Raw genomic sequence first — 22,128 nt, forward strand, 5'->3', positions numbered from 1 at the left:
AGAACTCGAGCCGGCCTTCCTGCAGGATCGCGACGTCGGCATTGCGTGTGCCTTGCTCGAAGAGGATCTCGCCCACGTCGAGCTTGCGACACTTGGCGAATCGCGAGATCTCCTCGATCTGCCGATCGGACAGGACCGGCTGGAGAACGTCGTTGTCTTCAATCGAGTAGGCCTGCGACCGATCAGCCGAGAGTGGGTCGAGTTGCCGACTCAGCCGTCCGGCCACCGGTTTCTCGGCGACGCCGTTGGTTGTGCCCATGTCGAATGCTACGACGCTCGTCGAAGGACGCCTGCCGCCACGGCTTCAGTCGCCTCGGGCCAAAGCCCGATAACCAGAGTGTGAGGCTGCTTTCTGCGCTCGTCGTGCTGATTCTGGCGTCGGCCGTCCGTGCGGACTGGTACGTCGACGAGGCCGCGGAGGAGGAAGGGACGACGTCGCAGCGGATTCTGCACGTCTTCGACTTCGAGGAGCGCGACGACGGGAACTTCGAAGACCTGCCGATGTACTTCAGCCGCGTTGACGGCATCGGCATGCCGCACTGGGTCGGCGGGCGTCTGAGTCGCACGCACGCGCGGTCGGGCAGCCACAGCTTCCAGCTCAAGCTCGACGGCGGGAGCGCCTCGTATCGGCTAGCGACGCACGTTCTGCCGGCGGTGCCGGGTGCGCACTATCGACTCGACGGCTTTGCCAAGACAACGCCGCTGCAGTTTGCCCGTGCCCGACTGACGGCGTTCATCACCGACGATGCCGGACGCACACTGCCCGGAAGCGTGCGACACAGCCGGCCTTTCGTCAGCGATTCCTTCACGGCCGACGATTGGTCGCCGGTGAGTGTCGAGACGCACACCGACGACCCGGCCGCGGCGTGGATCGTCATCGAGGTCGGCCTGCTCCAACCCAACGCGGGCGGCGTCGATGCCGAGACGCCCGAAGCCAGCGACGACTTGCTGCGGTTTCGCCAAGACGTGGACGGCATTGCGTGGTTCGACGATCTGGTTGTGAGCCGGATTCCGCAGCTGCACGTCAGCCGCGAAAATCCGTCGGGAGTCTGGTTCGAGGGCGACACCATCGGCTTCCGCGCAGCCGCACTCGATCCATCGGCTGACGATCTGCTCGCGGCGGCGGCGATTCGCGACGCGACTGGCGCTGTCGTTTGGCGCGACTTCGGCACAAGCACCGAACGCGCTCGGTCCGAGGGCATTCACGAGATCGACTTCGACTTCGAGATCGATCCGCTGCCGCCGGGCTGGTATTCGGCGGAGATCGTCGTGGCAGGCCGGAGCGATTTGCTTCGCGACGTGCCCGTGGCAGCGGCGCGGCGAACGTCGTCGTTTGTCGTGTTGGCTGACCTGCCGGCACTGGTCCGGCCGGACCAGCGGTTTGCGATTGACGCGACACACGTCAGCACCGACGACTGGCCTGCGCTGGCGGAGCTGCTTCGGCCTTTGGGTGCCGGGCGTGCGGAGCTGGCACTGTGGGGCGGACCCGCTGCCAACGACGTCGGGCTGGCCGTCGACAAGCTGGACATCGTCGCCGAGGGACTTCGCCGCGAAGGCGTTGCCGTGACCGGCGTGTTCGGCGGACCGACGCCGGCGCTGGAGTCGCTCGTCGGCGGTGCGGGTTGGTCGCGCCTTGCCGATGCGTTGGAACAGTCCGACTCGCCGGCACAGGCCGGCTGGCGATCGGCGCTCGGGTCGGTGGTCAGTCGTCACGCGCACAAGATCGATCGATGGCAGATCGGCACGGTGGGTGATGCCGACGCGTTCGCCAGCGATCCGAAGCTGCGTCGGCTGTACGGCCGATTCGCGTCGGTAATCGGCTCGCTCGTGTCGACGCCCGCCTTTGCGATTCCGTGGCCGACGCGGCAAACGATCGACGTCGAGCCCCAGCCGGAGCTGGTGCTGCTCGACGTCGCCGCCGATGTGCCGCCGTCGCAGATTCCGCTGTACGTCGCCGATGCGGCGACGACGCTCGACGCCGAGATCGCCGTCCGACTCGCCGCCGGATCCGTCGACGACTACGGCCGGCTTGAAGCCCTGGCCGACCTGGTGCGTCGCGTGACGCTGACGCTGGCCAGCGGTGCCGGGCGACTGACGCTGCCGTTGCCGGTCGACTCGATCGACGCTTCGGGCAATCAGACGATGGGCCCGGAGCCGAGCGAGGCGTACGTCGTTCTGCGGACGCTGATGTCGAGCCTCTCGGGCAAGCGCTATCAGGGACGCGTTCCAGCGGGCGACGTGAACCAGCGGGTCGAGGCGTTCCTCTTCGCCGATCCGTCGTCGGCCGACAGTCGCGGCACGCTGGTCATCTGGACCGACGCGGAGCTGTCCGACGGCGTCGAGGGCCGCGTGACGCTCGAGATGAACCTCGGCCCGGGTGCCGAACAGGTCGACCTCTGGGGCAACCGTCGCCCGCTGCGTCAGACCGCAACCGGCCAGCGCGACGGCCGGGCGGATGTGATCGTTGGGCGACTGCCGAGCTTCATCGTCGGCGTGGATGCGCCGCTGACCCGCATTCGCCAGACGGTGCGACTCGACAATCCACTCATCGAGAGCAGCTTCCGGCCACATCCGCGAGCGCTCATCATGACCAACACGTTTCCGCGGCCGATCTCGGGGACAATCCATTTGCAGGAGCCGGAAGGGTGGGAGGCAGAGCTCACCAGCCGCGTCTTTAGCTTGAACCCGGGCGAGACGATGGTCCGGCCGGTCACGCTGCGGATCCCATACAACAGCGACGCCGGCCGACATCGCCTGACCGCGTCCATCCAGCTCCGCACCGGCGGCGGTGGTGGCGGGACAACGGGCACGGGCTTTAACGATCGCGAAGAGGTCGCGCCGACCGACGTCGTCGAGTTCGACGTGCCGATCGAGGTCCGACTGGGCCTCGCCGACATCGGCCTGCGGACGCTGAGCCGACGCGAAGGCAGCGACCTGGTCGTCGAACAGACGATCACCAACTACGGCGTGGTTCCGATCGACTACGAGGCGTTCATCCTCGTTCCGGGGCGGGCGCGTCAGGAGCGACTCGTCACCAACCTCGGTGCCGGGCGAGAAACGACGCGCATCTACCGGTTCCCGGGTGCGGGCGACCTGCCGTCGGGCTCGTCGATTTTGAGCGGGCTCCGCGAACTCGAAGGCACGCGCATCCTGAACGATCGCGTCGAGCTGTGACGCTGCGTCTCGTACGCACGATGAGATGAATCAGCGCCTGCTTCCGACTTGTCGGTTGAGCATCGACCGCATTGTGACGCCGAGGGTTAAGCGAAGCGATGCCCCGGACGCGTCGGTTGAGAGACCTTTCCCGGGCACCGCTCCGGGGCATCGCTTCGCTCAACCCTCGGCGTCGTCGTGCTACACAAGCGCACACGCAACTCAGCATCCGTACTAGCCCACGCTGTTCGCGACTGCCAGGGCTTCGTCGCGTGTCGTGATGCGGCCTTCGAGCTGGGCGTCGTAGGCCGCGGTCAGGGCGCGGGCGATGTGCGGACCGGGTTGCCAGCCGGCGGTGAGCAGGTCGTCACCGCTAATCAGTGGTGCGGGCAGGATGTCGGGCAAGCGATCGCGAACCTGGCCAAGCTCGTCGAGTGTTGTCACGGCAGCCTCGCCAAGGTTGCGGTCGCGGGCGAGCGTTCGCAGCAGCGGCAAAGCGGACTCGACGTGGGGCGAGCCGAGGAAACGTCGCGTCGTCGCCAGCCCCGCGACACTGCCGTGCGTCGCTGGCTCCAGCACGGGCCAGAGCGACAGGGCGGCGCGGACGGCGTCGGTTTCGGCGTTGCTGAGGCGAAGCGACCGACGGCCCGCGTCCGCCAGCGACTGCGCCGCCTCGGGCCGAACCGCCTCCGTCGTCGGCACGCCCGCCTGATGAGCCAGGTCGAGCAACGTCGCCGCGATTGCCGACGCGAATGGCACGTCGTCCGATACCTCGGCCATTGCACGCGTGAACGGGCGACTGCGGTTGGGCGCGTCATTCGGAATCGGCATGTCGCGGAAGATCGGGCCGATCAGACCCGACTGCCACAGCAGCTCCCACGCCTGGCCGCGGCTCGGGACGACGAGCATGCGCCGCAACTCGTCGCCGACACGTTCGGCCGCGATGCCGGTGATGCGGAAGGCATTGTCGCAGAGGCTGCGCCACGTCGCCGGGTGGATCGTCAGGTCGAACCGGGCCGCAAACCGCACGGCTCGGAGGAGCCGCAGGTAGTCCTCGCCGAATCGTCGCTCGGGGTCGCCGATGCAGCGGAGGACTTTCGCCTTGAGGTCGCGCCTGCCGCCGACGTGGTCGATGACGCCATCGTCGTCGGGGTCGTCGTCGCGGGCGAAGGGATCGCGAAAGAGGCCGTTGATGGTGAAGTCGCGTCGTTCGGCGTCTTCCTTGGCGTTGGTGAACCGCACGCCGTCCGGCCGTCGGCCGTCGGAGTAGGAGCCGTCGGCGCGGAACGTGGCGACCTCGATCTGGCTGCGATTTTGCCGGACGAGCATGACGCCGAACGCCGCCCCGACGGCCTGCGTCAGATGGCGGCCGAAGACTTCGCGGACGCGATCGGGCACGGCGTCGGTTGCGACGTCGAAGTCCTTGGGCTCCAGGCCCATCAGCTCGTCTCGAACGCAGCCGCCGGCGAGCAGCGCGACGTGGCCGGCGTCGCGGAGTCGACGGATGACGAGCAGGGCGTCCTCTCGCAGCGTGATCGCACTCATGACGTGCCCGGACTCGTCAGGGGTTGGCTCACGGCGGGCATGACGACATGATAACGCCCACCATGCCACGACCCGTCACCCTCTTCACCGGCCAGTGGGCCGATCTTCCGTTCGAGACCCTCTGCGAAAAGGCCAAAGGCTTCGGCTACGACGGCCTGGAGCTCGCCTGCTGGGGCGACCACTTCGAGGTCGACAAGGCCCTGTCCGACGACGGCTATGTCCAAAGTCGCTGGGACATCCTGCAGAAGCACGGCCTGTCCAGCTACGCCGTCAGCGCCCACCTCGTCGGGCAGGCGGTGTGTGACCTGATCGACGAGCGACACCAGGCGATCCTGCCGCCGGAGATCTACGGCGATGGCGAGGCGGAGGGCGTGCGTCAACGCGCGGCCGAGCGGATGAAGGAGACCGCCAAGGCCGCGAAGCTGTTCCTCGACAAGCGGCCGGACGACTCGCCGATCACGCCCGTGGTCAACGGGTTCACGGGCAGCTCCATCTGGCACAGCACGTACGCGTTTCCGCCGACGACGCAGGCGTATTGGCAGAAGGGATTCGACGACTTCGCGAACCGCTGGAAGCCGATACTGGACTTGTTCGACGAGCAGGGCGTGAACTTTGCGCTGGAGGTCCACCCGACGGAGATCGCCTTCGACATCGCGACTGCCGAGCGTGCGATCGAGGCTGTGGGCGGGCACAAGCGGTTCGGGTTCAACTACGACCCGTCACACCTCGGCTATCAGGGCGTCGACTACGTCAAGTTCGTCCGCACCTTCGGCGACCGGCTCTACCACGCCCACATGAAGGACGCCTGGTGGGGCCACGGCGACGGCACCGTCGGCGTCTTCGGCGGGCACACGGACTTCGCCGACCCGCGTCGCTATTGGGACTTCCGCAGCGTGGGGCGAGGCGATGTGAACTTCGAGGAGATCATCGTCGCGCTCAACGACGTCGGGTATCAGGGACCGCTTTCCGTCGAGTGGGAGGACAGTCGGATGGATCGCGAGCACGGCGCAACGGAGTCTGCTGCGTTCGTCAAACAGCTCGACTTCAAACGGAGTGACATCGCGTTCGATGCGCAGTTTGATCGGTGATCGATCACCAGACCGGACCCATCAGACCAGGTGTGACGCTTCGCTCTACACACTGCTTCTGAAGCACCGTGCAGAGCGCAGCGTCGCACGTGGTCTGGTGGTACAACGAAGTGGTGTCTCAGGAGCCCGATGACTTCGACCCGAGCTTCACACGCTGGCTCCACGTGACGCTGACCACGCGTAACTCGTGGCTCCACGGAGACCATCGTGGCTTTCGCGACAAGGGCCACAAGCTTCATTCGAGCGGGGACTATCGGAATCGACCTCCTCTCGGAGAGCACGCGTCGGTCCACGCGTTCTATCGGAGCCGGTCGGACGGGGTTTCGCCACGCTTCGACAAGGACACGCGGATCAAGGTCTGCGACGTAGTCGTCGATAAACTCGTCGAGCAGCGACAGCAACCGGTCGTCGTCGCAGTCGTGTCGAACCACCTGCACTTCCTCGCGAGGTTTCCGGATGATCGACGTGCGACCAACAGGCTGATCGGTCAGGTCAAACGACGTGTCACGCGTCGACTCGACGGAAGCGAAAGTCCGACGTTTTCGCAAGGTGCGGGAATCGAGGTCATCAACGACCGGTCACATCAGGAAGCGACGTTTCGCTATGTCCGGGACAAGCAGGGTTCGGATGCTGCGGTGTGGGTGCACGGGATGAGCCGACCCGGTGCGACGCTGCGCTCTGCACTCGGCTTCGATACAAGAAGAAGCACCGGACGCCCTGGGGCGTCCGGTGCTTCTGGATGAGTTGCGATCTGCGATCGATCAGCGTCGACGACGCAGTCCGACCAGACCTGCGATCGCGAGAACACCTGCGGTCGCGGGCTCGGGGATCGCGATGATGCGTCCGTCGGCAAACGCGTCGTAGCGGGCGTCGCTGGCGAGGTCGAAGGTATTGTCGCCCATGGCCAGCGCTTCGATGTACGCCTGGAGACCCTGCTGGTCGGAGATGCCGACGCGGGTGAAGGTGTAGTCCTGCGACAGGTAGCTGAACGCGCCGCTGTTGAAGATCTGGTCGCCGCCGTTGGCGAGGAAGTCGGCGGTGGCGATGTCGAAGGTTTCGGTGCTGACGACGACGCCGTCCTGGACGACGACTGTGCCGTTGACGATCAGGCTGACGATGCGGGCACCGTCTTCGCGAAGGACACCGTCGCCGTCGACATCGAGGTCGTCGACCTCCAGCGGCTGGGCCGTGATGTCGTAGACAACCTCGACGCCCTCGCTGACGTGCAGGAATCGCCCCGTCCCGTCACCGCCGAAACGGTCCGCCTCGACGCCGGGACCCGGGTCGGTGTCGACTGTGCGGCTGTACGCGTTCTCGAAGATCAGCTTCAGGTCATCGGCTGTGACGCCCTCGACGATCGAGACGATGTTGCCGAACGGCGAGACGTCGAACGTCGTGGCCAGCGAAACATCGAACGGCCCGACGCCCGTCGGCGTGCCGATGTCGTCGCGAATGCCGCCGCCGTTGACGACGGCCAGGTCCGGAACGGGCAGGTTGAAGCTGCCGACGTTGGCCTCGGCAGCAGCGAAGTACGCGTCGGCGACGAGGTTGCCCAGGCCCGCCTCCTCGGCGCGAATGACGTCGCGATCACCGTTGCCCGCCAGGAACTGGCTCGACGTCGCGATGACCGTCGACTCCAAACCAGCGACGAAGCTGTCGACCGGGTTGACGACGCTCGCGAGCAGCCCGGCATCGGCGACGGCGGTGCCGTCGTTGATCTGCGGGTTGCTGGAGGCGTCGACGCCGAGGAGGTCACCGTTGGCGTCGAAGTCGAGCGTGACCCGGCCGAGGTAGCCGTAGTTCGGACCACCCGCGACGACGGGCACCATGTTGCCGCCGGCGTCCATGGCGGTCAGGTTCGGATATGCCGACTGGTCGACCGAGTCTCCGCCGAGCAGGCCGGTGTCGGCGACGCTGATCGGGGCCGTCGGCCCGTAGACGGTGGTCGGCGACGGTGCGCCGAGGTTCGCCAGGATCTCGTCGCCGCCGCCGGCGATCACGAGGTCAATACCCGCATTGAGCTGCGGCAAGAGTGCAAGGTCGGTGCCGATGCCCTGAAGGTGGCTGACGAGGACGATGTTGTCGACGTTCTGAGCCTGCAGCGCCGCGATCTCGGCGTTGACGGCGGCGGCGACGGGATTGACCTGCACGCCGCCCGTGCTGGTGATGAACGGCAGGTTCTCCGTCGACGCGCCGATGATGCCGACGCTCTTGTTGCCCGCCGCCGTGGCGACGTTGACGATCGTGCTCGCGCCGATGTCGGATCGGCCGGCCAGTGCGGTTTCGCCCGAGAAGTCGAGGTTGGCCGAGAGGTACGGGACGGTCGTCGCGTCGAGGAAGTTGGCGAACGTCTTTGGACCCGCGTCGAACTCGTGGTTGCCGATGGCGGCCGCGTCGTAGCCGATGGCGTTGAGAGCGAGTGCGTCGTAGAAGACGCCGTCGTTGACGCTGGCCTGGAACTCGGGGCTCGGGATGATGCTGTCGCCCGCGTAGAGCGTCACCACGCCGTGCCCGACGCCCTGGTAGAAGCTGCGTGTCTCGTCGACGATGGTCTTGAACTGGGCGACGTTGCCGCGGTTGGCATCGCCCAGGACGGAGGACTCGCCGTCGTTGTTGTGCAGGACGGTGAGGCTGTACTGGGCGGAAGCGCTGGCGGTCAGGCCTGCGACGGCAAGGGCCGCAGCGGCGGCGAGCTTGGAGCGACTGTGCATGGGTGGATTCTCCCGGTGATTGATTCGAAACCGGGCCGAACGACGGCCCGGGTGCGGGAGTATCCAGACGGCCCCGTTCAGAACGCGTGGGGCCGCCGTTAGGCGTGGGTGAAGTTTCGGCTAAGGCGTGTCGAAGAAGCCCGGTCCGTCATCCCGAGCGCAGCCGAGGGACCTCGCATGCGGTCCGTGACGCGGGTCAGACGAGGTCCTTCGACTCGCTCTGCTCGCTCAGGATGACGGAGCACAGGCGCTCTCGTCGTGCTGAAGTACGACCTACGACCGGATGTCCTTGAGCACCTTCCGCGCGGGCAGCGCCCAGAGGACGCAGACGATGCCCGAGCCGACGAGGAAGCGGATGCCGTCGGACTCGAACAGCGTTGTCGTCAGGGCGAACGTGCCGAAGCCGCTGACGGCGGCGAGCAGAGCGAAGCCTGCGTCCATTCGGAAGGGCGACACCGCAACGGGCAGGCGAGCCGAGCCGACGAGGCTCGCGCCGTAGCGGCCGACGTCGGCAATTGCGATTGCGACGGCCGCGCCGACCAGGCCGTAGCCCAGCGGACCGGCCGCGAGCGGGACGCCGATGAAGAGCAGCACGACCTTCGCACCCGTACTGAATGCCGTCCATCTCGGCTGGCCCTGGGCGAGCATCGCCGAGCCGTTGGCGGCCTCGAGCAAGTGGAACCACCCCGCGATCGCCAGCCACTGCACGATCATCCCGGCCTCGGCGTAGTCGGCCGGGTACGCCACGCGCACCAGCGCCGGGCCGGCGGCGAACATGCCCGCCGCTGCGAAACCGCCGAGCGTCAGGACGATCCGTCGGACACGCATGAACGCGTTCGTGAACGACTCGCGCGATTCGGGCGAGGGCGACGCCGGATCGATCCCCGCGGCCACGCGCGACAGCGCCGGGAACACCACCCGCTGGCTCAGCGAGAGCAGCGCGATCGTCGGCAGCGTCGCCAGCATCAACGCGATCTGGTAGACGCCGACGTCATCTAGCGTCACCAGCTTCGGCAGCACCAGCCGGTCCAGGCTGCTCGCGCCGAACGTCAGCGCGGTCGAGATGAAGATCCAACGCCCGAAGCCGAAGAGCTGGCGTGCGGCCTCCTTGTCCCAGCCGAAGCGGTCGAAGCGATCCCGCATCAGGAAATGCGTGACGATTGCATCGAAGAAGGTGCCGACGATCACCGGAGCGATCAGGGCGTAGACGCTTGGGAACTTCCACGCCCAGACCAGCATGACGACCGCCGAGACGGCCGCCCGGCCGACTTCGAGCAGGGTCAGCGTGCGGATCTGCATGTGCCGCTGCAGCCGGAAGTAGCTAGTCGATCGGAAGCCGTCGATGAGGCCGGTGCTGGCGACGAGCGGGATCAGGTAGACCAGTCGCGGCTCGCCGTAGAAGAGGCTCAGCGGGTAGCCCAGCGCGCAACCGCCGAGGAACAGCAGCACGCCGCGACCGGCCTGGATGGTGAAGGCCGTGCGGAGGAACCGCTCGTCCTCGCCGCGCTTGTTCTGGATGAGGGCGGGCCCGATGCCGACGTCGCTGAACAGGTTCAGGCCAGCGAGGACGACGTTGAGCAGGGCGGCCAGGCCGAAGTCTTCGGGGACGAGCAGCCGTGCGACGATGAGGTTGATGACGAACCGCTGGACGTTGAGCAGCAGGTAGCTGCCGATGGTCCAGGCGCCACCCGAGACGGCCTGTTTGCGGAGGTCGGTCGACCGATGCTGCTCCTCGCGCTCGGCGGCGACGTCATCGGGAGACTCGTAGGCGAGCGTCGGCACAAGGAGACCCGTCGCGTGTTGCCACGCGTCGACCGTTGTATCGGCAAGATGCTGCGACCGCTGCGGCAAGGCCGGCGGGAAATGGGTCGTCGGCTCGCAGGGCGCGGTCGCAGGACGGGCGTGTTGGCGTTGCGTTGACCCTCACCCTGCCGCGGCTAGAGTCGCGGCCACTCTGGCGGCCACGTCCGACGGAGCGGACCTAGCTTCCGTAGCTCAGTGGCAGAGCGCGTCCTTGGTAAGGACGAGGTCGAGGGTTCAAATCCCTCCGGAAGCTTTGGACGGTCTGTGCCGATCGCGACTGGCTGAAATGCCTACGCGACGATCGGCCGTGGCCGGCCTACTGTAGCGGCCCGCTGGTGCCGGCACGGCTGTGTCCGCACCACCCGCCCGGCTCGTCGCCGGCCGGGATCGCGGGACCGTGACAGACGGTCATCCCGACCGTAAACGCTTAACGAGATTCAAGTTCCGCCGATCAATCGGCATCCACGACCTTTTGGAGGTTCCCGGCCATGGCCAAGGGAGTTTTCGAGCGCAACAAGCCTCACGTCAACGTCGGCACCATCGGTCACATCGACCATGGCAAGACCACCCTCACCGCGGCCCTGTCGGCCCGCAGCGGTGCCCGCTTCGGCACCACCGCTAAGGATTACAAGGACATCGCCAAGGGCGGCATCGATCGCGATGCCACCAAGACGGTGACCATCGCCGCCGCGCACGTCGAATACGAGTCGGCCGACCGGCACTACGCCCACGTCGACTGCCCCGGCCACGCCGACTACGTCAAGAACATGATCACCGGTGCCGCCCAGATGGACGGCGCGATCCTGGTGGTCTCCGCTGCCGACGGCCCGATGCCGCAGACCCGCGAGCACATCCTGCTCGCCCGTCAGGTCGGCGTGCCGAAGATCGTCGTTTTCCTCAACAAGGCCGATCTCGTCGACGACGAGGAGCTCCTGGAGCTGGTCGAGATGGAAGTCCGCGAGCTGCTCAGCAAATACGGCTTCGACGGCGACGAGGCTCCGATCGTCACCGGTTCGGCCCTGCCGGCCTTCAACAACCCGAGCGACGACGCTGCCTGTGAGGCTGTCGATAAGCTGGTTGCCACCCTCGACGAGTACATCCCCGTCCCTGAGCGGGAGATGGACAAGCCGTTCCTGATGCCCGTCGAAGACGTCTTCAGCATCAAGGGCCGCGGCACAGTCGCGACTGGCCGCATCGAGCGTGGCCAGATCAAGATGGGCGAGGAAATCGAGATCGTCGGCCTGGGCGACAGCCGCAAGACCACGGTCACCGGCATCGAGCAGTTCAACAAGACGATGGACGTCGGCATCGCCGGCGACAACGCGGGCCTGCTCCTGCGTGGCATCGAGAAGGACGACATCGAGCGTGGTCAGGTCCTGGCCAAGCCGGGCTCGATCACCCCGCACACCACCTTCGAGGGCGAGGTCTACGTCCTGACGAAGGAAGAGGGCGGCCGGCACACCCCGTTCTTCACGGGCTACAAGCCGCAGTTCTACTTCCGCACGACCGACGTCACCGGCCAGGCCGAGATTGTCGGTGCCGAGATGTGCATGCCGGGCGACAACGTCCAGATGAAGGTCACGCTCGGCAAGCCGATCGCCATGGAAGAAAAGCTCCGCTTCGCCGTCCGTGAAGGCGGCAAGACGGTCGGCTCGGGCGTCGTCACCAAGATCCTTGAGTAGGGTCGATTGATACGACTTCTTGTCTGACGCAAGACTCTGTCATGCGAGACGCAAGAACCTGCCGCCGGCGATCGGAAACGGTCGCCGGCGGCTTCGCCGGAGGGCACTCCGGCCGATTTGGTTGCCTTTCGGTCCCGGCACGGTCGCCGACCGCTAGAATGCGACCGCAGAACAGACGCCGCCGGGTCGCCGCCGGTACCCGATTCCGTCCACCCCGCACACCATGGCCAAAGAAGCACGCGAGTGGGTCTGGCTCCAATGCACGGAGACCAAGGACCTCAATTACCGCACCAACATCCGCGTCGCCGGCCAAAGCGAACAGCGGAACATGGAAATCAAGAAGTATTGCCCCCGACTGCGAAAGCACACGCTTCATAAAGTGAAGCGAAAGTGAGGTTGTTAGGGAACAGGTGTTAGGGACTAGTAGTTAGGTCAGCGCGGTCTGCTCTCCATCTGCCTTAGTCCCTGATCACTAGCGCCTAGCCCCTTCTCTTCCCCCTACGCCAGTAGCTCAATTGGCAGAGCAGCGGTCTCCAAAACCGCAGGTTGAAAGTTCGAGTCTTTCCTGGCGTGTTGACGTCGCCCGAAGAATCCGCCGCTGATGAGCAACGCTGACCTGGCCCCGAGCAAGAGCACCCCGCCCGCGAAAGCAGAGGGTGGCCTTCTGACGCCCTACAAGCGAGGTCAGGGGTTCTGGACGCGGCTGGGCACCGGGCTCGGAGCGGGTCTGGTGATCCTCTTCACGATCCGCTTCCTCTACCAGCGGCTGCCGTCGATCACGGGTCTCCCGCAGGGCGACTGGCGGTTGCTGGCGGCCTTGGCCGGCCTGGCTCTGGTGCTGGTCGTCGTCACCTGGCTGCTCATGAACCGGCCAAAGCACGCCGAGTTCCTCATTAACACCGATGGGGAGATGAAGAAGGTCAAGTGGTCGACTTGGCGCGAGCTCGTCGGCAACACGAAGGTCGTCATCGGCTTCATGTTCCTCGTGGCGGCGCTGCTGTTCAGCTACGACGTCGTCTTCAGCACGGCGATGTGGTGGATTGACGTGCTCAAGGTCGACCCGCCGTTCTTCTTCGGCGGCGAGTGACCTCCTTGCCGCCGCGGCCTTAGCCGGCCAGGCCGAATCGACTCTCGCCGGAACCCCGCGATTCACCCGCGTACCTTTTCCCCATGGACACGCCCGCCGTCGCCGACAACGCAGCTCCCGATCAGCCGCTGAACCCAAACATGCGGCTCTTCACGCTTCGCGTCGCCTCCAACAAGGAGGACCGCGTCCGCGATGCCATCGTCCGCAAGACCCGCATCGAGGGCCTGGAGCACAAGGTCGGCCGGGTGCTCGTGCCCGTGAAGAAGGTCATGCAGGTCAAGAACGGTCAGCGGCACTTCGTCGACCAGAAGCTCTACCCCGGCTACGTGTTCATCGAGATCGAGCCCGACGAGCACGGGCGCATCCCGCAGGACGTTTGGTTCACGGCCAAGGAAACCGAGGGTGTCGGCGACTTCATCCAGGCCAGCGGCAAGCCCCACCCGATGGGCAAAGACGAGGCCGCCCGGATGATCGGCGAGAGCGAGAAGAAGGACGAGCCCGAGCTCAAGACCGACTACCAGAAGGGTGACAAGATCAAGGTCATCGTCGGTGCGTTCGAGGGCTTCGAGGGCGACGTTGACGAGGTCCTGGCCGACAAGGGCCAGGTGCGGATCATCACCATGATCTTCGGCCGCCCGACGCCGCTGGAGGTGGCGTACGAGGAGATCGAGAAGTTGTAACTTGTTGACTGGTGACTTGTTACTTGGGTGAAGGCGACCTTCTGTCTCTGGCCCCAGTTCACGAGACACCAGTTCACGAGCCTCGACCCCATGTCCCGCTTCGCCGCCTACACCTCGTCGCCGGAGGGGTTTCGCGTCGCGCGCGGGGACATGCTGACGGCCTTGACGGGGCTGCCGGCGTGGGGGCGTGCGATCGTGTTGCTGCTGGCGATTCCGGGAATCGTGCTCATCGCGTTGTCGCTGGTGGCGTTGGCGGCTAGTGTCGCGGCCCTGCTGATTCTGACGGTGCCGGCCTATTCGCTTCTGCGACGCCTGCTCGGTCAGCCCAATCGCGGGCAACCCCAACCGGGCATGATGCCGAAGCCGCCGGCCCGGAAGGTCGAGGCGACGGTCGTCCGGCCGACCCCTGACTAACGACCTGTTCTCCTAACGCACGCTCGCGATGGCCAAAGAAGTCATTAACCAGTTCAAGCTCATCGCCCCCGGCGGCACCGCCACCCCGGCCCCGCCGATCGGTCCGGCGCTTGGCCAGTATGGCGTGAACCCGGGTCAGTTCATCACCCAGTTCAATGCCGCCACTCAGGACAAGAAGGGCGAGCAGGTCGCGGTGCTGATCACCACGTACAAGGACCGCTCGTTCACCTTCGAGATCAAGTCCGGCCCGGCCAGCGGCCTGATCATGAAAGCCGCCAAAATCAAGGCCGGCTCTGGAACGGCAGGCAAGAGCACTGCCGGCTCGGTCACGATGGACCAGTGCCGCGAGATCGCCAAGGAGAAGCTCGAAGACCTCAACGCCTTCGACCTCGACGCCGCCGCCCGCCAAATCGCGGGGACGGCCCGCTCGATGGGCGTCGAAGTCACGGGCGACTAGGATCGGGGGCATGACGATCCAACGCATCAAGCAGCTGCACGAGCGTCGGCCATTCGTCCCGTTCACGATCGAAACGGCCGACGGAAAGTCAGTTGAGGTTCGACACCCCGAGTTCCTCGCTCAGACGCCCAACGGCCGGATCGTCATCTTCGTCGACGAGAACGACAACGTCGAGTTCATCGACCTGCTGCTCGTCACCAAGCTCACGACTGTTGCACCGATTCCAGAGGACGCACCACCGGGCAGCGGCCCGCGAGAGTCCCAGCCCGCCTGAGCATTTCAGGCTTCCGCACCACGGGAACGGCAATTCGCCGGACAGTGGCAGCTACCCCTAGCGACAACACCATGGCAAAGAATAGCAGCAAGAAGGCCCCCAAAGAGGGCAAGCGTTTCGAGGCGGCTCGCAGCAAAGCCCCGGACAAGCCGGTACCGCTTGACGCGGCGATCGCGCTGGTGAAGGGCTTCCCGGCCCCGAAGTTCGATCAGACCGTCGAGATGATCTTCTGGCTCGGCCTCGACACCACGCACGCCGATCAGCAGGTCCGCTCCAGCGTCTCCCTGCCGCACGGCATCGGCAAGAGCAAGCGGGTCGTCGCCTTCGTCGATCCCACCCGGGCTCAGGCGTGCCTCGAAGCGGGCGCGATGATGGCCGGCGGTGAGGAGATGATCAAGGAGATCGAGAACGCCAACTTCACCGACTTTGACACCGCCATCGCCACGCCGGACATGATGCGGTTCGTCGGCAAGCTCGGCAAGATGCTCGGCCCCAAGGGCCTGATGCCCGCTCCCAAGGCTGGCACCGTCACGCCGAACATCGAGGACGCGGTCAAGGAGTACGCGGCCGGTAAGCAGGAATTCCGCACCGACAAGGGTGCCAACGTCCACACCGTCATCGGCAAGGCCAGCTTCGACAGCGAGCAGCTCAAGGAGAACGCCCAGGCCATGCTCGACAAGATCAAGTCGGTCAAGCCCGAAGCCGCCAAGACGGTCTACCTGAAGAAGGTCACCCTCAAGGCCACGATGACGCCCGGCGTCGAGGTGGCGGTCTCCGATTAAGTCCCTGCCGGCGTGCGATCGGGCTGCCTAACCTGCCGGCCCGGCACCGCGTGCCGCAACCACGGATCATCCGATGAGCAAGCGAGTCAAGAAACTCATTGAGGGCGACTACCAGAACCGCTTCGGCCACGCCGAAGCCGTCGCCGTCATCAACCCGCGTGGCATCGACGCGATCAAGACGAACCAGCTTCGCCGAGCCTTGGCGGAGAAGGGCGTGAAGGTCACCGTCGTCAAGAACACGCTCGCCCGCCGCGTCGGCGGCGAGGTCGGCTTCGAGGGCATCGACGCCCTCCTCGACGGCCCAAGTGCCTTCGTCTACGGAGCCCCCGTCACCGAAGGCGAAGAAACCGCCATCAGCGGCGTCTGCCGGGCCCTTGTCGATCAGAAGAAGGCCAAGGAGTTCGAGGACCTCGAGTTCCGCGGCGTCTTCTTTGACGGAGCCGTCTACCACGGCGAGAAGGGCGTCGAGCAGATCAGCAAGCTGCCGACCCGCGAAGAGGCGATCAGCGACCTGGCCGGCTGCCTCATCGGTCCGGGTGCTTCGCTCGCCGGTGCCCTCATGGGCCCGGGTGCGGCGCTGGCCGGCATTCTGCAGACGATCGAGGACAAGGGCGGCGAGTAGGCGGCGATCAACGAACCACGAGCTGTTCGAAGGGACTGGCCCGAGTCGGGAGTAATTGGACGCACTGGGCGACCACCTCTTCCTTCGCAGCGAATCGACACGCTTGGCCCACGCACGGGCTGGAAAGCGACACCATGAGCGACACCGATACCGTCGAAGCTCCCGAACTGAGCGACGACCTAAAGACCTTTGCCGACAAGTTCGTCAGCCTCACGCTGAAGGAAGCCGTCGACGTCAAGAACTACCTCAAGGCCGTCCACGGCATCGAGCCCGCGGCGGGTGGCGGTGTCGTCATGGCCGCTGCCGGTGGCGACGCCGGTGGTGCCGCCGCCGAGGAAGAGAAGACCTCGTTCGACGTCATCCTCGAGAGCTTCGGCGATGCCAAGATGGCCGTCATCAAGGCGATCCGCCCGATCACGGGCCTCGGCCTCAAGGAAGCCAAGGAGCTCGTCGAAGGCGCTCCCAAGCCGATCAAGGAAGGCGTCGACAAGGACGAGGCCGAGAAGCTCAAGAAGGAGCTCGAAGAGGCCGGTGCCAAGATCACGCTCAAGTAAGCGGTTCTGGTCGAATCTTGCGATTCACGCAGCCTCCGGAGCTTCCCGGGGGCTGTTTTCGCTTCCAATCCGTCATCCCGAGCGCAGCCTAGGGACCTCGTCTACGCTTCGGTGATGCCGATCGGACGAGGTCCTTCGACTCGCTGCGCTCGCTCAGGATGACGGATGGGCGGATCGCCGAGCCCGAAATCGCTTCGATTCTCATCAAATCTTGACCACTCGCACAGGCGTGTCTAACCTGCTCACGCCGGCTTGACGAGCCTCGACACGACCCATCCCCTGTCTGCAGACCGCGACCAGCCCACTGCCCGGGCTTGAGCGGTCTACTTGCGTCGGCTCCTCACCACTGGTGACGAGCGGACGCGGGTTCTCCTGCCGACGGGCAGGCTGACCCTGCATCGACGCCTCGGCGGCTACGACGCCAGCCGCCGACGCCGTCCCTGGGAGAGACGACGTCGTACCACCCTCGTCCGCAAGCCGAGCCCGTCGCTACGGCAGCAACCGCTGCATCGAAGCGACTGCCCACCGTCCGCGGCCATCGCTGCCGACCGCAGCCCGCCGCCGTCGATTGACACTGCCCGACACGCCATGCCGAACGCCATCATTCAGCGCGAGCCCCGTTCCTTCGCCAAGCGGGGCGACGCGATCGAGGTCCCCGATCTCATCAAGGTTCAGATCGACGCTTACAAGCGTTTCCTCCAGCAGCACACGCCACCGAACGAGCGCGAGCCCGTCGGCCTGGAAGCGCTGCTCCGCGAGGTCTTCCCGATCGAGAGCTACGACGGCAACACCAAGCTCGACTACGTCAGCTACGCCCTCCAGGAGCCGCGATACACCATCGATGAGTGCCGGGCGCTGCGTCTGACCTACGGCATGCCGTTCCGCATCCGCGTCCGGCTGACCCGCAAGGACGTCGAAGAGGTTGTCGAGGACGACATCTTCGTCGGTGAGATCCCCGTCATGATCGGCGGCGGCGAGTTCATCGTGAACGGTGCCGAGCGCGTCATCGTCAACCAGCTCCACCGCTCGCCAGGCATCGACTTCCTCATCGAAGAGCAGGAGGGCGACCGCCCGCTGCATGGCTTCCGCGTGATTCCCGAGCGTGGCAGCTGGATCGAGTGCTCCGTCACCAAGAAGGACGCACTCGTCGTCCGCATCGACCAGTCGGCCAAGATTCCGGCGACGGCATTCGTTCGGGCGCTCGACGAGCGATTCGGCGAGGCCGGCGCGATCGTCCAGGAGTTCTACGACGTCGAGCACGTCAAGCCCAAGGACCTCAAGCCCGAGTACTACTCCGCCCAGACCATCGTCGACGCCGAGACCGGCGAGGAGACGCTCAAGGCCGGTGCCCAGATCGGCGACAAGCTCGAGACGCTACAGGCGAGCGACATCGAGAAGGTCGCTGTCGTCACGAAGGTGAGCGATCCGCTGATCCTCAACACGCTGGCCGAGGACATCGCCGACAGCCACGACGAGGCGATCATCAAGATCTACAGCCGGCTGCGCCCCGGCAACCCGCCGCAGCTGGAGAAGGCCCGCACGCTCTTCAAGGAGAAGTTCTTCGACGAGAGCCGCTACCGCCTCGGCCGCGTCGGCCGGTTCCGCGTAAACCGCAAGTTCGAGCAGAACATCCCCGAGAGCGAGATGGTTCTGCGCAGCGAGGACTTCGTGAACTCGCTCAAGTACATGTTCGCCCTGCGTGACGGCAAGGGTTACATCGATGACATTGACCACCTCGGCAACCGCCGGCTGCGCCTCATCGACGAGTTGGCGACCGAGGAAATCCGTAAGGGCTTCCTGAAGCTCAAGCGCACCGTCCAAGAGCGCATGAGCCTCAAGGACCCGAACGAACTCGGCAAGGTCGCCGAGCTGGTCAACTCCAAGGCCATCAGCAGCGCGATCGACTTCTTCTTCGGCCGGGGCGAGCTGAGCCAGGTCGTCGACCAGACCAACCCGCTCAGCCAGCTCACCCACGAGCGTCGCCTCTCGGCCCTTGGCCCGGGTGGCCTGAACCGCAAGCGAGCCGGCTTTGAGGTGCGTGACGTGCACATCTCGCACTACGGCCGCATCTGCCCAATCGAGACGCCGGAAGGCACCAACATCGGCCTCATCGCGTCGCTGTCGATCTACGCCGACATCGACGAGTACGGCTTCCTCATCACGCCTTACCGCGTTGTCAAGAACGGCAAGGTCAACGGCGACGTGCAGTACCTGCGTGCCGACGAAGAGATGAAGGGCATTCTGGCTCCGCCGGACGCCGTCGAGATCGGCAGCGGCAAGGTCGAGCAGGGCTTGCAGCTCGCCCGCGTCGAGGGTGACCTCTCGACCGTCGGCGGCGAGCAGATTCAGTACGTCGACATCTCGCCCAAGCAGACCGTCTCGGTCTCGGCCGCACTGATTCCGTTCCTGGAGCACGACGACGCCAACCGCGCGCTCATGGGCTCGAACATGCAGCGACAGGCCGTGCCGCTGCTCAAGGTCGACCCGCCGTGCGTCGGCACGGGTCTCGAGAAGTCTGTCGCCAAGAACTCGGGCATGATCGTCCGGGCCGAGCGTCCGGGCACGGTGACCTACGTCGATGCGGAGCGCATCCTCATCGACAACGCCGACGAGTACGAGCTGCGGAAGTTCAAGGGCACGACCGACAAGACCTGCCAGAACCAGCGGCCGCTCGTCAAGAAGGGCCAGAAGGTCAAGAAGGGCCAGATCATCGCCGACGGTGCTTCGACGCACCTGGGCGAGCTGGCGCTGGGCAAGAACGCCCTCGTCGCGTTCATGACCTTCGACGGCTACAACTTCGAAGACGCCATCGTCATCAACGAGCGCCTCGTCAAGGACGACACCTTCACCTCGATCCACATCGAGGAGTACGGCGTTGAGATCCGCGAGACCAAGCTCGGCAAGGAAGAGTTCACCCGCGACATCCCCAACGTCAGCGAGCGTTCGCTCGGCAACCTCGACGAGCACGGCGTCGTCCGCGTCGGCACGCGGGTCGGCCCGGGTGACATCCTCGTCGGCAAGATCTCGCCCAAGAGCAAGAGCGAACTGACGCCGGAAGAAAAGCTTCTCCATGCCATCTTCGGCCGGGCCGGCGAGGACGTGAAGAACGACTCGCTCGAACTGCCCGCCGGCGAAGAGGGCGTCGTCGTCGGTGCCAAGCGGTTCAGCCGCCGGATGCACCAGACCGAAGAGCAGAAGCGCACGCTTAAGAAGGAGATCGAGACCTACGAGGCCGAGATGGACCAGAAGGCGATCGCGATCTTCCGCGAGATGATCGAGGAGATCAACGCGATCACCGGCAGCGAGATGGTCGACCCCAACACCCGTCAGAAGGTCGCCAAGAGCGACATCGACGAGGTCATCATCGAGCAGATCGAGGAGTTCGATCCGGGCTGGGTCAAGGGCTCCAAGGAGAAGCGCGAAGAGGCCGTCGGCACCTACAGCCGGTTCTGGCCACGTGTCCAGGCCGTCTTGAAGGAGAAGGCCCGCAAGACCGACCACATGAAGCGGGGCGACGAACTGCCCAGCGGCGTGCTGGAGATGGTCAAGGTCTACATCGCCACGAAGCGGACCCTGTCCGTCGGCGACAAGATGGCCGGCCGTCACGGGAACAAGGGCGTCATCGCTCGCATCGTTCCCGAGGAAGACATGCCGTTCCTCGAAGACGGCACGCCCGTCGACGTCTGCCTCAACCCGCTGGGCGTGCCCAGCCGCATGAACGTCGGGCAGATCCTCGAAACCCACCTCGGCTGGGCCATGCAGGTCCTCGGCCAGCAGGCGGTCACGCCCGTCTTCGACGGTGCGACGGAGGACGAGGTCTTCGAAGCCGTCAGCGACGCGAACAAGCTCGTCGAGAAGCGGCTCAAGGAGCACGGCTCCGGCAAGACCAAGCACCTCGGCGACCGCGAGCTTGCGGCCCCGATGCCGTACGGCGGCAAGGTGCAGCTCTACGACGGCCGCAGCGGCGAGCCGTTCGAGCAGAAGACGACGGTCGGCTTCATGTACATGCTCAAGCTGCACCACCTCGTCGACGACAAGATCCACGCCCGTGCGACGGGCCCGTACTCGCTCATCACGCAGCAGCCGCTGGGCGGCAAGGCCCGCACGGGTGGCCAGCGGTTCGGTGAGATGGAGGTCTGGGGCCTCGAGGCCTACGGCGCGGCCTACATCCGTCAGGACATCCTGACGGTGAAGTCCGACGACGTCGAAGGCCGGACCAAGATTTACGAATCGATGGTCAAGGGCCAGAACACCCTCGAAGCCGGCACGCCGGTGAGCTTCGACGTGCTCTGCAACGAAATCCGCGGCCTTGGCCTGAACATCCAACTGGAGAAGAAGGCCGGAGCCGAAGGAGACGACGATCTGCTGTAAAGCCGAAGACTTCGCGCAGCACACTGTTTCTCGATCACAGCGGATGACTAGGTCCTCGACTCCATCTCGATTGTTGTCTGTCATGCCCTCGCTTGCGGTCAACGACCTGTCCCGCGCGACGCGCTGGTACGAGGAGTCTCTCGGGTTCGACGTCGTTTTTACGAATGGAGAACCAGTCGTCTTCGCCATCCTGTCACGCGACGGTGTCGAGCTCAGCCTCACGTCAGCGCAACCTGACCGCGTGGGTAAAAGTGCCGTTTACCTGAAGCTCGAGGGAGTCGACCAGCTCTACGAGAGGCTGCGTTCTCTCGATGTCGAGATGATTCACACGCTCACAGATGAGCCATATGGCATGCGCGAATGCCTCTTCGAGGACCTGGACGGCAATCAAATCAACCTCGGCGAGCCGATCGGAAGCGGCTGATCCGCAGCTGACGTAACCGACCTGACCGTAAACGGTTAATCCACCAAGCAACTCCTTGTGCCGCACCTGAAACCAGCGGCAACACCCCGAAAGACGCAACCCCATGACACTCGCCGAAGGCATTTACGACCGCGTCAACGACTACGGCTCCGTCAAGATCACGCTCGCTTCCCCGAACGACATCCGTTCGTGGAGCTTCGGCGAGATCAAGAAGCCCGAAACCATCAACTACCGCACCTACCGGGCCGAAAAGGACGGCCTGTTCTGCGAGCGCATCTTCGGCCCTGAGAAGGACTGGGAGTGCTCGTGCGGCAAGTACAAGGGCACCAAGTACAAGGGCATCATCTGCGACCGGTGCGGCGTGAAGGTCACGCACTCGCGCGTCCGTCGCAAGCGCATGGGCCACATCAACCTGGCTGCGCCGATCGTCCACATCTGGTTCTTCAAGGCCCTGCCGTCGCGTCTGGGTGCGATGCTGGAC

At 65.5% G+C, this 22,128-nt stretch carries 20 protein-coding genes and 2 tRNA genes; 18 read left to right on the top strand and 4 right to left on the bottom strand.

The window, feature by feature from the left end:
• Positions 1–259: hypothetical protein (locus AAGI46_06145; GenBank protein ID MEM1011787.1), on the bottom strand; the 259-nt coding region annotated here is incomplete at its 3' end.
• An 80-nt stretch (positions 260–339) separates the two neighbouring features.
• Between AAGI46_06145 and AAGI46_06150 the strand changes: the two genes are divergently transcribed.
• A complete protein-coding gene (locus AAGI46_06150) occupies positions 340–3,174 on the top strand; it encodes an NEW3 domain-containing protein (protein ID MEM1011788.1) in 2,835 nt (944 codons plus the stop codon).
• A gap of 213 nt (positions 3,175–3,387) precedes the next feature.
• Here the strand turns inward: AAGI46_06150 and AAGI46_06155 are convergent, their stop codons facing one another.
• On the bottom strand, positions 3,388–4,698 hold the full coding sequence (locus AAGI46_06155; protein ID MEM1011789.1) for a CCA tRNA nucleotidyltransferase: 1,311 nt from the start codon (positions 4,696–4,698) through the stop codon (positions 3,388–3,390).
• Positions 4,699–4,760: 62 nt separating this feature from the next.
• Here AAGI46_06155 and AAGI46_06160 point away from each other — a divergent pair, with 62 nt between their 5' ends.
• Positions 4,761–5,786, top strand: coding sequence for a sugar phosphate isomerase/epimerase (locus AAGI46_06160; protein ID MEM1011790.1), 1,026 nt, complete (start codon positions 4,761–4,763; stop codon positions 5,784–5,786).
• 113 nt (positions 5,787–5,899) lie between these two features.
• A complete protein-coding gene (locus AAGI46_06165) occupies positions 5,900–6,529 on the top strand; it encodes a hypothetical protein (protein MEM1011791.1) in 630 nt (209 codons plus the stop codon).
• Between the two features lie 18 nt (positions 6,530–6,547).
• Here the strand turns inward: AAGI46_06165 and AAGI46_06170 are convergent, their stop codons facing one another.
• Together AAGI46_06170 and AAGI46_06175 are read right to left on the bottom strand one after the other, a co-directional pair.
• Positions 6,548–8,497 (bottom strand): 5'-nucleotidase C-terminal domain-containing protein, encoded by a 1,950-nt coding sequence (locus tag AAGI46_06170; GenBank protein ID MEM1011792.1) that lies wholly within the window; start codon positions 8,495–8,497, stop codon positions 6,548–6,550.
• A gap of 273 nt (positions 8,498–8,770) precedes the next feature.
• Positions 8,771–10,348 (bottom strand): oligosaccharide flippase family protein, encoded by a 1,578-nt coding sequence (locus AAGI46_06175; protein ID MEM1011793.1) that lies wholly within the window; start codon positions 10,346–10,348, stop codon positions 8,771–8,773.
• A gap of 133 nt (positions 10,349–10,481) precedes the next feature.
• Between AAGI46_06175 and AAGI46_06180 the strand changes: the two genes are divergently transcribed.
• The 15 genes from AAGI46_06180 to AAGI46_06250 form a co-directional block, all read left to right on the top strand.
• A tRNA-Thr gene (locus AAGI46_06180) sits at positions 10,482–10,553 on the top strand.
• 235 nt (positions 10,554–10,788) lie between these two features.
• Positions 10,789–11,982, top strand: coding sequence for an elongation factor Tu (tuf, locus tag AAGI46_06185; protein ID MEM1011794.1), 1,194 nt, complete (start codon positions 10,789–10,791; stop codon positions 11,980–11,982).
• 223 nt (positions 11,983–12,205) lie between these two features.
• On the top strand, positions 12,206–12,376 hold the full coding sequence (gene rpmG / locus AAGI46_06190) for a 50S ribosomal protein L33 (GenBank protein MEM1011795.1): 171 nt from the start codon (positions 12,206–12,208) through the stop codon (positions 12,374–12,376).
• 106 nt (positions 12,377–12,482) lie between these two features.
• A tRNA-Trp gene (locus AAGI46_06195) sits at positions 12,483–12,555 on the top strand.
• 28 nt (positions 12,556–12,583) lie between these two features.
• Entirely contained in the window at positions 12,584–13,069 is a 486-nt protein-coding gene (gene secE, locus AAGI46_06200; protein ID MEM1011796.1) for a preprotein translocase subunit SecE, read from the top strand.
• Positions 13,070–13,152: 83 nt separating this feature from the next.
• Complete coding sequence (gene nusG, locus AAGI46_06205; protein MEM1011797.1) at positions 13,153–13,749, top strand: transcription termination/antitermination protein NusG; 597 nt, start codon at positions 13,153–13,155, stop codon at positions 13,747–13,749.
• 90 nt (positions 13,750–13,839) lie between these two features.
• Positions 13,840–14,163, top strand: a complete 324-nt coding sequence (locus AAGI46_06210; GenBank protein MEM1011798.1) for a hypothetical protein — start codon at positions 13,840–13,842, stop codon at positions 14,161–14,163.
• A 28-nt stretch (positions 14,164–14,191) separates the two neighbouring features.
• A complete protein-coding gene (rplK, locus tag AAGI46_06215; protein MEM1011799.1) occupies positions 14,192–14,620 on the top strand; it encodes a 50S ribosomal protein L11 in 429 nt (142 codons plus the stop codon).
• 10 nt (positions 14,621–14,630) lie between these two features.
• The gene (locus AAGI46_06220) at positions 14,631–14,894 is read left to right on the top strand and encodes a hypothetical protein (protein MEM1011800.1); all 264 of its coding nucleotides are present in this window, start codon (positions 14,631–14,633) and stop codon (positions 14,892–14,894) included.
• Between the two features lie 71 nt (positions 14,895–14,965).
• A complete protein-coding gene (rplA, locus tag AAGI46_06225) occupies positions 14,966–15,676 on the top strand; it encodes a 50S ribosomal protein L1 (protein ID MEM1011801.1) in 711 nt (236 codons plus the stop codon).
• A 73-nt stretch (positions 15,677–15,749) separates the two neighbouring features.
• Complete coding sequence (rplJ, locus tag AAGI46_06230) at positions 15,750–16,298, top strand: 50S ribosomal protein L10 (protein MEM1011802.1); 549 nt, start codon at positions 15,750–15,752, stop codon at positions 16,296–16,298.
• Between the two features lie 134 nt (positions 16,299–16,432).
• On the top strand, positions 16,433–16,852 hold the full coding sequence (rplL, locus tag AAGI46_06235; protein MEM1011803.1) for a 50S ribosomal protein L7/L12: 420 nt from the start codon (positions 16,433–16,435) through the stop codon (positions 16,850–16,852).
• A 588-nt stretch (positions 16,853–17,440) separates the two neighbouring features.
• The gene (gene rpoB / locus AAGI46_06240) at positions 17,441–21,223 is read left to right on the top strand and encodes a DNA-directed RNA polymerase subunit beta (protein MEM1011804.1); all 3,783 of its coding nucleotides are present in this window, start codon (positions 17,441–17,443) and stop codon (positions 21,221–21,223) included.
• Positions 21,224–21,305: 82 nt separating this feature from the next.
• A complete protein-coding gene (locus AAGI46_06245; protein MEM1011805.1) occupies positions 21,306–21,647 on the top strand; it encodes a VOC family protein in 342 nt (113 codons plus the stop codon).
• 103 nt (positions 21,648–21,750) lie between these two features.
• A partial coding sequence (locus AAGI46_06250; GenBank protein MEM1011806.1) for a hypothetical protein occupies positions 21,751–22,128 on the top strand: 378 nt, incomplete at its 3' end.

It is taken from the genome of Planctomycetota bacterium (genome assembly GCA_038746835.1).
Taxonomy (GTDB): Bacteria; Planctomycetota; Phycisphaerae; order Tepidisphaerales; family Tepidisphaeraceae; genus JBCDKH01.

Excerpts from the sequence above, each read along its gene's own strand:
- AAGI46_06155 (MEM1011789.1), bottom strand. The coding sequence starts at position 4,698 with ATGAGTGCGATCACGCTGCGAGAGGACGCCCTGCTCGTCATCCGTCGA.
- AAGI46_06160 (MEM1011790.1), top strand. The coding sequence starts at position 4,761 with ATGCCACGACCCGTCACCCTCTTCACCGGCCAGTGGGCCGATCTTCCG.
- AAGI46_06170 (MEM1011792.1), bottom strand. The coding sequence starts at position 8,497 with ATGCACAGTCGCTCCAAGCTCGCCGCCGCTGCGGCCCTTGCCGTCGCA.
- tuf (MEM1011794.1), top strand. The coding sequence starts at position 10,789 with ATGGCCAAGGGAGTTTTCGAGCGCAACAAGCCTCACGTCAACGTCGGC.
- rpmG (MEM1011795.1), top strand. The coding sequence starts at position 12,206 with ATGGCCAAAGAAGCACGCGAGTGGGTCTGGCTCCAATGCACGGAGACC.
- secE (MEM1011796.1), top strand. The coding sequence starts at position 12,584 with ATGAGCAACGCTGACCTGGCCCCGAGCAAGAGCACCCCGCCCGCGAAA.
- nusG (MEM1011797.1), top strand. The coding sequence starts at position 13,153 with ATGGACACGCCCGCCGTCGCCGACAACGCAGCTCCCGATCAGCCGCTG.
- AAGI46_06210 (MEM1011798.1), top strand. The coding sequence starts at position 13,840 with ATGTCCCGCTTCGCCGCCTACACCTCGTCGCCGGAGGGGTTTCGCGTC.
- rplK (MEM1011799.1), top strand. The coding sequence starts at position 14,192 with ATGGCCAAAGAAGTCATTAACCAGTTCAAGCTCATCGCCCCCGGCGGC.
- AAGI46_06220 (MEM1011800.1), top strand. The coding sequence starts at position 14,631 with ATGACGATCCAACGCATCAAGCAGCTGCACGAGCGTCGGCCATTCGTC.
- rplA (MEM1011801.1), top strand. The coding sequence starts at position 14,966 with ATGGCAAAGAATAGCAGCAAGAAGGCCCCCAAAGAGGGCAAGCGTTTC.
- rplJ (MEM1011802.1), top strand. The coding sequence starts at position 15,750 with ATGAGCAAGCGAGTCAAGAAACTCATTGAGGGCGACTACCAGAACCGC.
- rplL (MEM1011803.1), top strand. The coding sequence starts at position 16,433 with ATGAGCGACACCGATACCGTCGAAGCTCCCGAACTGAGCGACGACCTA.
- rpoB (MEM1011804.1), top strand. The coding sequence starts at position 17,441 with ATGCCGAACGCCATCATTCAGCGCGAGCCCCGTTCCTTCGCCAAGCGG.
- AAGI46_06245 (MEM1011805.1), top strand. The coding sequence starts at position 21,306 with ATGCCCTCGCTTGCGGTCAACGACCTGTCCCGCGCGACGCGCTGGTAC.